Origin of the sequence: Bacillus sp. TH25 (assembly GCF_016650935.1) — a bacterium.
Taxonomy (GTDB): Bacteria; Bacillota; Bacilli; order Bacillales; family Bacillaceae_G; genus Bacillus_A; species Bacillus_A mycoides.
The window spans coordinates 105753-121522 of sequence record NZ_JAEKEU010000038.1; the positions used below are offsets into that span (position 1 = coordinate 105753).

13 protein-coding genes and 1 pseudogene are annotated in these 15770 nt (G+C 33.2%); 4 read left to right on the forward strand and 10 right to left on the reverse strand.

Annotation, left to right across the window (positions count from 1 at the left end):
* Positions 1 to 115 precede the first annotated feature (115 nt).
* Positions 116 to 529, forward strand: a complete 414-nt coding sequence (locus JFT89_RS23090; RefSeq protein ID WP_201040710.1) for a hypothetical protein — start codon at positions 116 to 118, stop codon at positions 527 to 529.
* 39 nt (positions 530 to 568) lie between these two features.
* Here JFT89_RS23090 and JFT89_RS23095 read toward each other — a convergent pair whose 3' ends face one another.
* From JFT89_RS23095 to JFT89_RS23135, 9 genes are all read right to left on the reverse strand, one after another.
* Positions 569 to 1288 carry a class I SAM-dependent methyltransferase gene (locus tag JFT89_RS23095; protein ID WP_078181169.1) on the reverse strand — a complete coding sequence of 240 codons (720 nt, stop codon included), beginning with the start codon at positions 1286 to 1288 and terminating at the stop codon, positions 569 to 571.
* Between the two features lie 118 nt (positions 1289 to 1406).
* Positions 1407 to 3104: a peptide ABC transporter substrate-binding protein gene (locus tag JFT89_RS23100; RefSeq protein WP_201040712.1), complete on the reverse strand. Its 1698-nt coding sequence runs from the start codon at positions 3102 to 3104 to the stop codon at positions 1407 to 1409.
* A gap of 446 nt (positions 3105 to 3550) precedes the next feature.
* Positions 3551 to 5266 (reverse strand): peptide ABC transporter substrate-binding protein, encoded by a 1716-nt coding sequence (locus JFT89_RS23105; RefSeq protein ID WP_002066448.1) that lies wholly within the window; start codon positions 5264 to 5266, stop codon positions 3551 to 3553.
* 282 nt (positions 5267 to 5548) lie between these two features.
* Positions 5549 to 7246 (reverse strand): peptide ABC transporter substrate-binding protein, encoded by a 1698-nt coding sequence (locus tag JFT89_RS23110; RefSeq protein WP_002066447.1) that lies wholly within the window; start codon positions 7244 to 7246, stop codon positions 5549 to 5551.
* Positions 7247 to 7593: 347 nt separating this feature from the next.
* Entirely contained in the window at positions 7594 to 8631 is a 1038-nt protein-coding gene (locus JFT89_RS23115) for an LCP family protein (protein WP_016096371.1), read from the reverse strand.
* A gap of 17 nt (positions 8632 to 8648) precedes the next feature.
* Positions 8649 to 9647 carry a hypothetical protein gene (locus JFT89_RS23120; RefSeq protein WP_016096370.1) on the reverse strand — a complete coding sequence of 333 codons (999 nt, stop codon included), beginning with the start codon at positions 9645 to 9647 and terminating at the stop codon, positions 8649 to 8651.
* Between the two features lie 12 nt (positions 9648 to 9659).
* On the reverse strand, positions 9660 to 10193 hold the full coding sequence (locus JFT89_RS23125; RefSeq protein ID WP_000864747.1) for an RNA polymerase sigma factor: 534 nt from the start codon (positions 10191 to 10193) through the stop codon (positions 9660 to 9662).
* A 208-nt stretch (positions 10194 to 10401) separates the two neighbouring features.
* Positions 10402 to 11208 carry an ABC transporter permease subunit gene (locus JFT89_RS23130; RefSeq protein WP_016096369.1) on the reverse strand — a complete coding sequence of 269 codons (807 nt, stop codon included), beginning with the start codon at positions 11206 to 11208 and terminating at the stop codon, positions 10402 to 10404.
* Positions 11201 to 12094, reverse strand: a complete 894-nt coding sequence (locus JFT89_RS23135; protein WP_002066442.1) for an ABC transporter ATP-binding protein — start codon at positions 12092 to 12094, stop codon at positions 11201 to 11203. Before JFT89_RS23135 ends, JFT89_RS23130 begins: the two co-directional genes overlap by 8 nt.
* A gap of 155 nt (positions 12095 to 12249) precedes the next feature.
* On the opposite strand from JFT89_RS23135, the gene JFT89_RS23140 reads away from it, so the two are divergent.
* Positions 12250 to 12852 (forward strand): TetR/AcrR family transcriptional regulator, encoded by a 603-nt coding sequence (locus JFT89_RS23140; RefSeq protein ID WP_229178900.1) that lies wholly within the window; start codon positions 12250 to 12252, stop codon positions 12850 to 12852.
* Between the two features lie 94 nt (positions 12853 to 12946).
* On the opposite strand, the gene JFT89_RS23145 is transcribed toward JFT89_RS23140, so the two are convergent.
* Positions 12947 to 13915 (reverse strand): helix-turn-helix transcriptional regulator, encoded by a 969-nt coding sequence (locus tag JFT89_RS23145; protein ID WP_201040714.1) that lies wholly within the window; start codon positions 13913 to 13915, stop codon positions 12947 to 12949.
* Positions 13916 to 13974: 59 nt separating this feature from the next.
* Between JFT89_RS23145 and JFT89_RS23150 the strand changes: the two genes are divergently transcribed.
* Positions 13975 to 14418: a VOC family protein gene (locus JFT89_RS23150; RefSeq protein WP_016096366.1), complete on the forward strand. Its 444-nt coding sequence runs from the start codon at positions 13975 to 13977 to the stop codon at positions 14416 to 14418.
* A gap of 129 nt (positions 14419 to 14547) precedes the next feature.
* Positions 14548 to 15741: pseudogene (locus JFT89_RS23155) on the forward strand (IS3 family transposase).
* The last annotated feature ends 29 nt before the right edge of the window (positions 15742 to 15770 follow it).

A 15770-nucleotide genomic window follows, 5' to 3' on the forward strand; every position in this document is an offset into this window, starting at 1 on the left:
CCTGTTCGTATATTTCCCCTTTCCTATAACAATTATGATAGATAGGTCATTCGTACAAGCCGCACTTGTCCCCCTTACATATCGTATTACTGTAATGGGGGAAGGAGGAAAGAACATGCATAGACAAAAATGTTATAATACATGCCAACGTTATTTCGGAAAAGTTGTTCGAATTGAAGATCGTGATGGTCATATCCATTTAGGAAAAATAATAGACGTGACAAATGATTCTGTTTGGATTGAGCCAGTACAGCAGCGTTCATCTTTTGATACAGGATTTGGATACCATGGCGCATATTCAAACGGCGGATGTGATATTTGCGGCGGTCTTAGCAGATGTGATAACTGTGGATTTGGATGTGGTGGTGGATTCGATGGTGGATTCAGTGGTGGATTCGGTGGTGGATTCGGTGGCTGCGGATGTGGCCGTCGTGGTTGCGGCGGTTGTGGATTTGGTGGCGGCTGGGGCTTTGAACTCGGATTTGGTTTTATTTTCGGAATTACTTTGGCTGCATTATTTTTCATCTAACATAGTAAAGAGTTGACTATCTTTAGCCAACTCTTTTTTCTATTTTTCACATATAAAAATGCGATGTCCTAAAATATGTTGATACATAAGCAGTACTTGTTCGTGTTGCACCCACGCTTCATACAATTCTTCTGGAATAAACGGTGATACATTCCACTCTGGCTCTTCCATATGTCCTGCAACTGTTTCTGCAATAGTTCCGCCACCCGCAATTGTAATTCTTTTAAAATTTGCTGCTTTAAATAAATGAATCCACTCATTCTCAGTTAATACTTCTTTCATACCGTATAACTGTCCAATCTTTTCCTCCTCTTTCTTCTCAATATGTTTTTCGGTAATCATTTCAATGACAACAAGCTTTCCATCCTTCTGCAATACACGATAACACTCCGAGATAACCTTTTCTTTATTTGTAAAAGCTAGTATAGATTCCCCAAGCACTAGTTCAAATGAATCATGTAAACAAGGTAATTGTTCTACATTCCCTTGAATCAATTGAATATTTAACCCTTCATACGACCATCTATCTTTCGCTTTTTGAATCATAATTTCATTCTTTTCAACCGCTGTCACTTTATAACCCAATTCTTTTGTCATATACGCCGCTGTTTTCCCCGTGCCGCAACCTAACTCAAGGACACTAGCTCCACTTTTAAGTGGCAATTGAGATAATAATTGTTTTGTTAACGTAAAACCACCAGGATGAGCACTCCCTATTCCGTAGTAAGCTAGAAAATCGATGTATGTGTTTCGTTTCATGAGATTCTCCTTTGAGTTTTCTATAATACATATATTCATCCATAAAAAAATAGTGCACAGAAAAAAAAGCATTTTCAAGTGCTATAATACCGCAACTTGAAAATGCTTTTTTCTTTTATTATTTCTCTTCTACATACGCCCATTTGAAACTATATTCCGGACTAATATTATGTTTCACAATTCCCTTTACATTTGGTTTCATAACATATGATCTACCACTTTGATATAAAGGTACGAGCGCTACATCTTCTTCAAGTAACAATTTTTCTGCTTTCCCTAACTCTGTCCAACGTTTTTTTGCATCAGCCATCCATTCCGTCTTACTTTTATTAATAATGTCATCATATTTTGAATTTGAATAGCTCATCTGGTTCTGCGAATTTTTCGTTTCAAACATATCAAGATATGTCATTGGATCCGCATAATCTGGATTCCAGCCGCCATATGAGAAATCATAATCTTGTTCTGATTCTAATTTTAGTTTTTGCTTAAATGGCTGAAGTTTAATATTTACTGTTACACCTTTTAAATTCTTTTCAATTTGATCTTTTACATACTCCCCAACTTTTTTCGCATTACCAGTATCATAATTTAATAGCTCTATTGTCACTTGATCTTTTCCAAGTTCTTTTTTCGCTTCTTCCCAAGCTGCTGCTGCCTTTTTCGAGTCTTGGTTTAAACCATTCTTAAATGTTTCTGCAAAATCTTTACCGTCTGGACCACTTGCTAAACCTTTTGGTACTAAGTAATCCACTGGTTTTGAACCGTCATTTAGAATTACATTCGTTAAACCTTTCTTGTCAATTGATGATGCAATTGCTTCACGTAATTTTTTGCTCTTTAACGGTGTATCTTGCCCACCTCGTTTTTGATTTAAACGTAAGTAAAACGTGCTTGTTTCTGAATATGCTCCAAACTCCTCTTTATTGTTTCTATACTTATCAACAAATTCACCTGATAAAAGTGCGAAATCAATTGCACCTGTATCATATAAATTTACTCTAGTAGCCCCTTCTTTTACTACACTATAATTAATTTCATCCAGCTTCACTGTCTTTTTATCCCAATACTGATCATTTTTCTTTAATTTCCATCCTTGCTCATGTTTCCAATCGGTAAGCACAAACGGTCCATTATAAACTGTCGTATCAGACTCTAAACCGTATTTATCTCCTTTTTCTTTTACGAATTTTTCATTTAATGGATAGTAAGACGCGAATGCCATTAAATTCAAGAAATACGGTACTGGTCTTTCTAGTTCAACTTCAAGTGTATAATCATCTACCGCTTTTACACCTAATGTAGAAACTTCTGCTTTCCCTTGATTTATTGCCTCAGCATTTTTAAGATAATATGCAATAAATGCATACTCAGCAGCTGTTTTTGGATCTACTAGACGTTGCCATGCAAATACGAAATCTTTCGCTGTTACAGGATCACCGTTTGACCATTTTGCATCTTTCCGTAATTTGAATGTATATTTTTTGCCACCCTCGCTTGTCGTACTAGATTCTGCCGCAGCTGGAATTGGCTTATTATCTTTATCTAGACGATATAACCCTTCCATCGTGTTTCCTAAAATTTGAGAACCTAACGTATCTGTATTTTTCGAAGTATCCATCGTCGGAATTTCATTCGTTTCTGTACGATTCATTACTTGCTTTGCAGCTAATTTCCCGCCTTCTTTTTCGCCACTTTTCGGCGTTGTGCTTGCCTTATCTTTATCCCCTGATCCAGAGCAAGCTGTTAATGCCATACTCATTGCTAGAACTGGTGCTACAACCGCTGTTAATTTTGTCATCTTTTTTCTCTTCATTTTTTTTGTACCCTCCCCAATTATATGTACGATATTAACAGTTAGAGATTCTCTACTAACTTTTGTTATCAGAAAATTCTTATTAATTAATATTCTACTATTTTTTTCAGTTTTGTAAAGTATTTTTGTAAATTTTCTAAATATTTATTTTTTTATGATAATAACTTGCTATTTTACTATTACTACTATATGAATTATCCCCCGTCTACTATATGTAAACATATCCCCTCTTATTCTTCTCTATTGCTAAGTTCTATATTTTTCTTATAAAAATGAAATCTCTAACTATCATTCATCTATCCAATTATTGAATTCCTTCTACCATCCTACAGTAGAATATTAAAAGCAACCTCAACATTTCTCAAAAATTCCATGATCCTTATTCTCCTATGCATACAAAAAAAGCATTTCAAAAGCATATTAGCCACTTTTGAAATGCTTTCATGTTATTTCTTTCCGCCATCCTCAGTTACATACGCCCACTTAAAGCTATATTCTGGACTGATGTTGTGTTTCACAATTCCTTTTACATTTGGTTTCATTACATATGATCTTCCTGTTTGATATAAAGGTACTAATCCAGCATCTTCTTCAAGGAATAATTTTTCTGCTTTCCCTAACGCTTCCCAACGTTTCTTCGGATCAGACAGTAATTCATTACCTGCTTTTTGTACCATTTCATCGTATTTCGGGTTTGAATAACTCATTTGGTTATATGGGCTCTTCGATTCAAACATATCAATAAATGTCATTGGATCCGCATAGTCCGGACTCCAACCTGCATAAGAAATTTCATAGTCTTGTGCTGTTTCTAATTTTAATTTTTGTTTGAACGGCTGAATTTTCGTATTAATCGTTACACCTTTTAAATTTTTCTCAATTTGATCTTTAACATAATCAGCAATCTTTTTCGCAGTTCCATCATCATAGCTTAGTAATTCAATTGTAACTTGATCTTTTCCAAGTTCCTTTTTCGCTTCTTCCCATGCAGCTGCTGCTTTTTTTGTATCTTGTTTCAGACCATTTTTAAACGTGTCTTGGTAATCTTTACCGTCAGGTCCTGTCGCAAGCCCTTTTGGAACCAATTGATCTGTTGCTTTTGATCCATTATTTAAAATAACATTTGCTAAACCTTTTTTATCAACTGATAATGCAATTGCTTCACGAAGTTTTTTACTCTTTAACGGTGTATCTTGTCCGTTACGCTTTTGATTTAAACGTAAGAAGAATGTACTTGATTCTGCATACTCACCGTATTCATCTTTATTCGATTTATATTTATCTACAAACTCTCCTGATAGTAGTGTGAAATCAATTGATCCTGTATCATATAAATTTACTTTCGTAGCAACTTCTTTTACTACACTATAATTAATTTCTTCTAATTTCACAGTCTTATTATCCCAATATTTATCATTTTTCTTCAACTGCCATCCTTGTTCATGTTTCCATGAAGACATAACGAATGGCCCGTTATACACCGTTGTATCTGCTTCTAAACCAAACTTATCTCCTTTTTCTTTTACAAACTTTTCATTTAATGGATAGTATGACGGGAATGCTAATAAATTTAAGAAATACGGTACCGGTTTTTCTAATTCTACTTCTAGCGTGTAATCATCTACCGCCTTCGCTCCTAATTCAGTTCCAGGTTTTTCACCTTTATTAATCGCTTCTGCATTTTTAATATAGTAGGCAATAAACGCATATTCCGCCGCTGTGTTTTTATCAAGTAAGCGCTGCCATCCATATACGAAATCTTTCGCTGTTACAGGATCTCCATTTGACCATTTCGCATCTTTACGCAGTTTAAACGTATATTTTTTACCATCTTCGCTTTTCGTACTTGATTCTGCAGCAGCTGGAATAGGCTTATTATCTTTATCAAGACGATATAACCCTTCCATTGTGTTCCCTAAAATTTGTGCCCCTAACGTATCAGTGGATTTAGAAGTGTCCATCGTCGGAATTTCTTGGTTTTCCGTACGATTCAATACTTGCTTCGCTGCATATTTAATATCAGATTTTTTTTCTTCCCCACTATTAGATGTAGTAGTCGTTTTCTTCTCTCCACCTGATCCAGAGCACGCTGTCAATGCAACACTCATTGCTAAAACTGGTACTACAACCGCTGTTAACTTTTTCATCTTTTTTCTCTTCATTTTTGTATCCTCCCCAATTATATGTACAATACCAACCCTTGAGAGACCCCTTGCTAACGATTGACTTTTCAGAAAATTATAACTAATATTATTCTACTCTTTTTTTTATATTTGTAAATAGTTTTATTTTAAATATTCTGATTTTTATCTTCGTAATTTAGTATGATTTATCCCCCATCTACTATATGTACGTACTATACGCCTTATTCTTTTCTATTTAACTGAGCTAAAAAAAAGCATTTCAAAGTAGCTAAGCTACTTTGAAATGCTTTTTCAACTCTATTATTTTTCAGTCACGTATGCCCACTTAAAGCTAAATTCTGGACTGATATTATGTTTTACTACACCTTTTACATTTGGTTGTAAAACATAAGAATCTCCACGTTGGTATAAAGGTACAATCGCTACATCTTCTTCAAGTAATGTTTTTTCAGCTTTTCCTAACTCTTCCCAACGTTTCTTCGCATCGCTCATTAATTCCGTTCCAGCTTTTTTCACCATGCCGTCATATTTAGGGTCAGAGAAGCTCATTTGGTTATGAGAATGTCCAGTCTCAAACATATCTAAGAACGTCATTGGATCTGCATAATCTGGATTCCAACCACCGTATGAAATATCATATTGTTGCTCAGATTCTAATTTTAGTTTCTGCTTAAATGGTTGAAGTTTAATGTTAACTGTTACACCTTTTAAGTTCTTCTCAATTTGGTCCTTAATATATTCTCCAACTTTTTTCGCATTACCAGTATCATAGTTTAAGAATTCAATTGTAACTTGGTCTTTACCTAGCTCTTTTTTCGCTTCTTCCCAAGCTGCAGCAGCTTTTTTAGCATTTGGTTTTAAACCATTTTTAAACGTTTCTTGGAAGTCTTTACCGTCTGGTCCAGTTGCTAAACCTTTTGGTACTAAGAAGTCAGCTTCTTTTGATCCATCATTTAAAATTACGTTTGCTAAATTCTTTTTATCAACTGATAGTGCAATTGCTTCACGTAACTTTTTACTCTTTAATGGTGTATCTTGTCCATCACGTTTTTGGTTCATACGAATGAAATACGTACTCACTTGTGAATATGTTCCGAATTCATCTTTCTTATTTCTGTATTTATCTACGAACTCTCCAGTTAATAAAGCAAAGTCAACTTGACCGCTATCATATAAATTGATAAGAGTTGCTGGTTCTTTAACAACACTGAAGTTAACTTCTTCAAGTTTTACAGTCTTTTTATCCCAATATTGATCATTTTTCTTTAATTGCCATCCTTGTTCATGCTTCCAATCTTTAAGAACGAACGGTCCATTATAAACTGTTGTATCAGACTCTATACCGAACTTCTCCCCTTTTTCTTTTACGAATTTTTCATTTAATGGGTAGTACGATGGGAATGCTACTAAGTTTAAGAAGTACGGTACCGCTTGCTCTAATTCAACTTCAAGCGTAAGATCATCTACCGCTTTCACTCCTAATTCAGCTACAGGTTTTTCACCTTTATTAACCACTTCTGCATTTTTAATTGGGAATGCGATAAATGCATACTCAGCAGCTGTTTTTGGATCTAATAGACGTTGCCAAGCATATACGAAATCTTTCGCCGTTACTGGATCTCCATTTGACCATTTTGCATCTTTACGCAGTTTAAATGTATATTTTTTACCATCTTCACTTTTCGTGCTAGATTCTGCTGCAGCTGGAATAGGCTTATTATCTTTATCAAGACGATATAATCCTTCCATCGTATTCCCTAGCATTTGTGAAGATACTGTATCTGTTGATTTAGAAGAATCCATCGTTGGAATCTCTTGGTTTACTGTTCGATTCAACACTTGTTTTGCCGCTAATTTTCCCTCTGACTTGCTATCTCCACTTGAGTTTGTGCTTGTCTTTTTATCTCCGCCTGATGTAGAACATGCTGTTAATGCCATGCTCATTGCTAAAACCGGTACTACAACTGCTGTTAGTTTTTTCATTTTTTTCTTTTTCATTTTTGTACCCTCCCTAATTCTAAACGATAGCTATTTAAGAATTTTCTGATAATTCTGTTTTTCTTTATATATTTATCAGACGATTCTTACTAATTCTTATTCTACTAATTTTTTAAAATTTGTAAAGTGTTATTATTGAAAATTATTAAAAAATTATTTTCTTACAGTAATATTCATAAAAATTCCATATAGTTTTTTAACATCGTTTTTTATCGTTACATATACACTAATTTAATAGTGTTAATTATATTTTCTAATAAACAGACTGTAGATTATCGTTAATAAATAATGTATATTCCGGAAAACTTTTTCCTACAAAAACAAAAAAAGCAGATATAACATCCGCTTTAATTTCCCTCAATTTGCTTCTCACTTAATCCAAGATGTGTTCTGAGTGTATTACTCAAATTTTGTAAGTCTTTTTTATTAGGATTATAATAATATACACGCCGTCCATTTGGGCCATTTGGTAAATATAAATCATCACCGTTCAGTTGCATCTTCTCAACTGAACAATCTAAACCATATTTATAAAAAGATAAAATATCATCCAATGCTAAATTTGTTTTAAAATCACCATCGACGGCCTCAACCATTTTCTCCAGTTTTGTAATAGACCCTACATTTTTTAATTTACTTAAAATCGCCTCAATAACAAGTTGTTGGCGCTGTCCCCTCATTGCATCACTATCAATATGACGAGTTCTCGCCAAAGCAAGTGCTTCTTCTCCCGTTAATTTTTGAACCCCTTTTTTCAAGTGAATCGTATCGGGTTCATCTTTACTATTTTGTTCAGTAAATTCAACCGGGACATCTACCTCAACACCACCGAGCCCATCGACAATTTTAATAAATGACCCAAAATTAAATTTCACAAAATAATCTACCGGTACTTGCAGCAACTTTTCTACTGCCTCAACAGAAGCTTGTGGCCCTCCATCCTTTCCGTTTTTAACGAAACCACTTCCATATGCGTGTGTTATTTTATCTTTTTTCTTTTCGATTGGAACATATGTATAAGTATCTCTTGGTATACTGGTTAATTTCACTGTCTTATCTTCTTTATTAAACGTAGCTAACAATAATGCATCCGTATGAAATGCACCATTATAGCCCTTTTGCCGTTCTTGATTTTCATCAATCCCCATAATTAACATTGAAACGTTGTGTGTAATTGGCTTTACAGCTTTCTCACGTAAATTTGATTTTTCACCACGCGATAAGTTCAAATTAGATTTTTGTACGAGATTAGAAGTTTTCATATATACATAAGCACCATACCCAACTCCGCCAAATAGTAATACTCCTAACAATACACTTATGATCGTTGTCTTTTTATATTTTCGTTTATTTTTCTTTTCTCTTGAAGGAGAGGTATTCTCCATATAGTTCCCTCCGTTTTCTATTCATCTAATATGTTTTTCAATTTTTCATAATTAGTGCTATCCTTTTGAAATACATTCTCTTTCAATCCTTTGTTTATTTGTATCCATTCAGTCGTAATCGAATATTGAATCATACCTTCATGGAAACTAAGGAACTTCAACATAATCCCCGTATTTTTCTCTACAACCATTTCAAATTTCCCACTCAAATCTTCAGATGTACTTACAGGCATTTCTATGTTTATTACCCCTTCTATTTTGTAGCAATCGAGTCCAAGATACTTCGTTTCTTTATAACTCCAATCTTTATATCGAATTAATAGATCAGCAAATTCTGATTGAATACTGTACTTAGCGAATCCCACATATTCGTCATCATACCGTTTCTTCTCACCTGATTTTCTCAACAACCTTTCCATAGGGCTTAATTTTAATAGTTCATTATTTCTTTTTTTAGGGATCCATCTCGTCTCTTTATACGTATTATTCTTATCATTAAACTCTTTTTTTCCGTCCTCGTTATAAATAATCGTGCTTTTTTTCGATAGTTTGTCTTCTTTAGATGAAATACCACTTTGTTTCACCGTATCAATCACATATTTATATGTTGTAGCAATTCTTGTAGAGCTAGAATATTCTTCGAATTGCCCTGAAACATTTTGGAAATGATCAATTGAATCAAGCATCTTTTGATGAATCTTCTCCTTATCTGGATAATTGACGTTCGACTTTATTTCTTCTTCATTCTCATAATCAGAAAATGCATTCTTCTTTACGTAATTAAACATCCCTCCATTTTGTGCAAAGCTCTGTATAGAAAACTCAGACATAGATACAATTGATAGCGTTAGAACAGCGGCACTAATAAACATCATATGCACTCTATAACTCTTTCTTTTTACAGGAAGATTATGAAGTGTATCATTAATTTTTTCGTTTAGTGCCTGTGGCAATACGGTATTATCCTTTTCTATTCTCTTTTTTAATTTTTCATCAAATGATTTTTCTTTATCCATTTTAACCACCTCCTACTCCATCTTTAATCGCTCTTCTAATTGTTCCCTTGCACGTGACAATCTTGATTTAACCGTACCTTTTGGAATTTCTAAAAGCGTTGCAATACTTTCTTGATTCATATCTTCATAATAATAAAGTACGGTTACAGCTCTTAGTTCTTCCGTTAAAGACTGAATAGCATTACAAAGATCAATATCTTCATATCGATCGAACGCCACCATATTACTATCATGATCCTCAATTACAATTACTTTTTTATAAGAGCGAATTATATTGTTACACTCATTTATTAAAATTCTAATGAGCCACGTTTGAAAAAACTCTTCCTTTTTCAGTTTTTTTATATTTTCATAAGCTTTTAAAATTGTTGCCTGCATTGCATCCTCTATATTCGTCTCATCACGTAACATCGCCTTCGCAATGCGATACATCTTTACTTTTTCTGTATGTATAAGTGTCATAAAAGCCTCATGATTACCCTTTTTTGCTAAAGAAACATCCGTTTCTTCTTTTACAATCATCTTATATAAAGGAATTACTTTCACAATTGGTCCTCCTGTTTCAGCCCCTCTATTAATTAAACTTTACACATATTAGACGGAGTATCCTAGAAAAGGGTTCAATTCTTTTGAATATTTCTACAAGAAAAAATGTAAACATTCCATTTTGACTATCTACTTAAATGTTTCTCTAAAAGATATCCCTTCGAATTTACAAACAAAAAAAGCCCACTTTCTCAGTGGACTTTCTAATTTACAACGGTAAATCCCTCTTCCTAAATACTACAATTGCCACTATGAAGATACAAAGTGCTCCAGCAGTTAAACCTATAGTTACCGGCCATATATTATATGTTCCTTCAGCAATTTCTTTCGGACGAAACAATGTAAACAAGGATATATTTCCCATCCACTCTAACTTATCGCTTAATTTCCCTACCATATCTAATACGAAAAATAGGATTGTTAAACTTGCTGAATAGCTAAGTGCCTTCCTTTCATCATTACATATACAGGAAAAGAAAAATGAATAGGCACTAACTACTAAAAATATTAGCCCCCCGACTACATTTATCTTCAAAAATAATTCTTTATTTAAATTATTATCTTTTAAAAACCATTCTGCACCTAATATACCAGCTACATAAGTAACAATTACAATAATTAGTAGTCCCAATATGAGAACAGCAGCTTGTGTAATTGCAATTTTCACTCTTGATACAGGTGTTGCTAATAAATATGCCATCGCCCCTTTATCTACATGACGAGCAATTAAATGCGTTGCAACCGTGACGCAAAAAATTGTTAAAATGATAATAAACAATAGGCTATAATATTCACCAGCTAAAAAATCCATTACATTTTGAATTGGGCTTTCCATTCCAACGATTTTTTTTACACTATCAGGCATGGCACTTATTAATTCATTTAACCCTTTCGCTGAAACCATCGATGGGAATATCCAAATTAATAACCATAAATAAAGAGCTGCACCAGTAGCATAGCTCAATATACTTTTTTGAGTTTCTTTCAAACTAGCTAAAAATAGTTGTTTATTCATGCTTCATCCCTTCTTTCTTCTCGTAATAATGCATAAATAAATGTTCTAAATCCGTCGCTCTCGTTTGAAGTGCCGTTACATTATAGTTTGAAAGTATTTGTAAAACAGTTTGATAGTTTCCTTGCACAATAATTGACGCCTCTCTACCTTTCACCCCTTCAAATTGCAAATCACATTGTTTAAGAGACTCGATTTCTTCCTCTGATGATACTGTTACATCTATCACCTGTCGTCTCATTTCTTGTAAATCATGAATATTTTCAACTGTTACAAGGCAACCATCTTTAATAATCGCTACTCTGTCACAAGTTCTCTCAATTTCAGTAAAAATATGCGACGACATAAGAATCGTTTTCCCTCTTTGCTTTTCTTCTAATATTAAATCTATAAATATTTGCTGCATAAGTGGATCGAGTCCTGATGTCGGTTCATCTAAAATTAGCACTTCTGGATCATGCATAAATGCCGCAACTATACCTACTTTTTGTTTCATTCCTTTAGACATTTTTCGAATTGGTGTTTTCACATCGAATTGCAGACGCTCTATCAAGTCATCACGTCTCTTCGTTTCCTTTAACCCACGCATTCCTTGCATCAAATTTAAAAATTCTAATCCATTCATTCCTTCAATAAAAGAAATTTCTCCTGGTAAATAGCCAACTTCTCTTTGAATTTTCGCAGCATCTTCCCAACAATCTAATCCGAAAATTGTCGCTTTACCAGCCGTCGGTTTTATAAATCCCATTAAATTACGAATCGTTGTTGATTTCCCAGCACCATTTGGTCCTAAGTAGCCAAAAACTTCTCCTTCTTTCACTTCAAATGTAATATCAAACAAGCCTTTTCCATTTGAAAACTGTTTTGTAACATTTTGAACTGAAATCATAAATCCACCTCATTTTTTGAAATATTTAACATATGATATTTCAAAATCATTGTACTCCTCATCTTTCATATTCGCAACAACTTTTTGAAATATTTATATGTCCATATTTCAAAAATATTGTCTTGAATTATTTTTTCTTGTATATTTTAAATGAGGTGATTGTATTGAACGGCTTTGAAAAAGTGAAAGAAAAGAAAAAACGTGCCATTAAAGATGCGGCCTTTACATTATTTTCAGAACGTGGATTTAATGAAGTGAAAATAGAACATATTGCAAAAAAAGCAAACGTTTCTCAAGTGACAATTTATAATCATTTCGGAAGTAAAGATGCGTTATTTAGGGAGCTTATACAAGAATTTATAATATCTGAATTTCAATATTATAAAAAACTTGCAGAAGAAAAATTACCATTTCATGAGATGATGCAAAAGATGATCATTAGAAAAATGAATACTGGCGGGTTATTCCAACCTGATATGTTGCTACAAATGATGCAAAGAGATGAAGAGCTCCGAGAGTTTATTTATAGTTATCAAAACGAAAAAATCCTGCCTTGGTATTTAGAAATACTAGAACAAGCACAGCAAAAAAATGAAATTAACCCTCACCTTACTAAAGAAATGATGTTGCTATACATTCAAATGTTCACTAAATTAGGTGATGATTTCGGGGCACAGCTTCTTGAAGGAGATCGTGAAAAACATATACAAGATATCGTTACGATGTTCTTTTATGGACTGTCCGTCCCAGAAAAATAATTTTTTCTAAAGAACAAATAAAATCACCAAAAGGCCCTTTGGATATTTAGATCTCAAGGGCTTTTTGGTGTTAAAAAAATTATTAATACTAACTTTATCTTAACGAAGTTAAATGCTGCTTTATAGATAATACCTTATTATAAATTAACTCTTTTAGCATAACAGGCTGAATTGAGATAATCGTTTCACCGAAATTCAGAAAATAACTTGAAATAAAATCAAATTCTTTCTTGTTAAAATAGCCTGTTATACTATAATTTTCATTTTCTTTTTGTATCCTCATGGAAGGATAATTCTCTTTATCGAAAATGTCTTTTCCTTTTTGATTAACAATGACACGAAAATCAATTGCATCCGGCTTTCTGTGAAAAGTAGTAAGATAACTTAATAATTCTTCAAGCTTTTTTGGATTAGTATTGCTTGTTTCCACAATAGAAAGAATTTTATCACATCTAATTATTTGAACATGATTTGTCTCAAAATTAAAGATTTTAGCATACCACTGGCCAAATTTAGATTCTATTCGAATAAATTGGGCGACCAATACTTTTTCCTCATCTTTTTTTAAATATGTTAAATGATAAACTCGCTCAGCAAAAATCCCCTGTAAAATTTCTTTTAAGAATGGACTAAAATTACTATGATTTGTTACTTCAAAGGAAAGCGTTCGTTCCATGATTGAAATATTTTTATTCACATTATCAGGTAATACATGTTTAAATTTATTTTCAAGCGCAATACTTTCTACATTAAATGGTTTTGTCTTGTATCCATTTAATGTAAGAATCGAAAAGTATAACGCATACATTTCATCCACACTAAAATAAATTGGCGATAACACACTATTTTCTATAATTTTATAACTTCCATTTCTACCCAGTTCAGAATATATTGGTACACCTATTTCTTCCAATGATTGAATATCTCGTAGAGCGGTACTTTTAGAAATATCATATCTAGCCATTAAATCTTTTAAATTAAAATATCTTTTATTATTTAAGAAAATAAGCATATCATTTATTCGTTCCGTTTTTTTCATATTTCCCTCCCAAAAAGGTGTCATGTATTGAAACCTTTTTAGTCTATATTATAATTATTAACTAATAAAGGAGTTATAAATTTATGACATTAGAAATAGCTATTTTTCTTTCAATGAATGGGCAAGCAAAGGAGGCAATTAATTTTTATACACGTAATTTAGAAGCCAAGAAGTTAATGATTGTTACGTATGAAGAACTGGCAAAAAGAGATAGTTCTTTTAAAATTACAAGTGAAAATAAAGATCTTATTGCTCACTCTGTTTTACAAATTGGGAATACAAAGCTAATGATAGCAGAAGATACAATGAATTCTAATGAACGTTATAACGTTGGAAATAACATGTCACTTTGCATTCAAAGCGCTAATTTAGAAGAAATACAAAGATTTTATAATAATTTAATTTCCGATAAGAACGTGAAGATACTCTCTCCGCTAGAAAAAAATATATTTAGTGAAGCATATGGGATTATTGAAGATCCTTACGGCATACAAATTCAGTTAATGTATGACAAACGATTAAACTAAATAATTAGTCATATTCACATATTCCTAATAAAAAAAGACACGAAATGATATTATCCCCTTAAGGTAGACAGTGTAAAAAGACCATGAACAAACATGGATGTTACACTTCTACTTGGAGGGGATTTTATTATGGCTAAAAAAGGGTCTACATTTCAAACTTATTCAAATGAATTAAAGATACAAGCTGTAGAAAGTTTTTTAAACGGTGAGGGTAGTCAATCAGCTATAGCGAAGAAATATGGACTTAAAAGTAGAACACAATTAATAGAGTGGGTTAGGAAATATCAAGAAACAGGCGGTATTTCAGACTCACGGGGAAAAAGTAGTGGTAATAAGGGCCTCAAAAATCCCTTGAAAGGTCGTCCTCGTACGAAATTCGATAGTATGGAAGAAGAGTTGGAATACTACAAGGCACAGGTGGCGTACTTAAAAAAGCAGTATCCAAATCTGTAGGAGGTGTCCTTGCTCAAACGACGAAGTACGAGATTATTGAAGAACTACGTTCTCGATACAAAGTAATCTGGCTTGTCGTCATTGCTCAGTTAAATCGTTCTAGCTACTATAAATGGCGTTCAACACGTACGCAAAGAAAATTACGTTTTTCAAAGGATGATACACTGCGTGAACAAATTCAAGCGATTCACATAAAACACAAGGAATATGGCTATCCTCGTATGACAATTGCCTTACAAGAAGAGGGCTTTTTAGTGAATCACAAAAAAGTATGTAGACTTATGCAAGAGCTTCAAATTCAATCGATCATCCGTAAAAAGCGTCGCTTTTTTAAAGGGAAATCCTCAAAGATTTTCCCAAATGTAGTAGAACGCCAATTCCAAAATCGCAAACAAAATGAGGTATTTGTTACAGACATCACTTACTTGCCATTCAAAGATAATTTTCTCTATTTATCGGTCGTCCAAGACATTTACAATAATGAAATTGTTGCCTGGAAACTCTCACATCGCAATGATCTACAACTTGTTCTCGATACACTTGATTTAGCAACAAAAAAGAGATGTGTATGGAACCATCATCCACTCGGATCAAGGATTCCAATACACATCTCATGCTTATCATCGTACGCTTCAACAGCTAGGTGCCATCGGCAGCCACTCTCGCAAAGGAAACTGCCATGACAATGCTTGTATTGAATCATTCTTTTCTCATTTTAAATCTGAAATGTTTTATCTCAATTATTATCAAACAAAAGAAGAATTGATTCAAGCAATTGAAACATACATCTATCATTATAACTACAAACGATTCCAAAAACGACTCAATCATCGAGCTCCGATTGAATATCGAATCTCAATGGCTGCTTAGTCTTTTTTTAAAGCTGTCTACTTGACGGG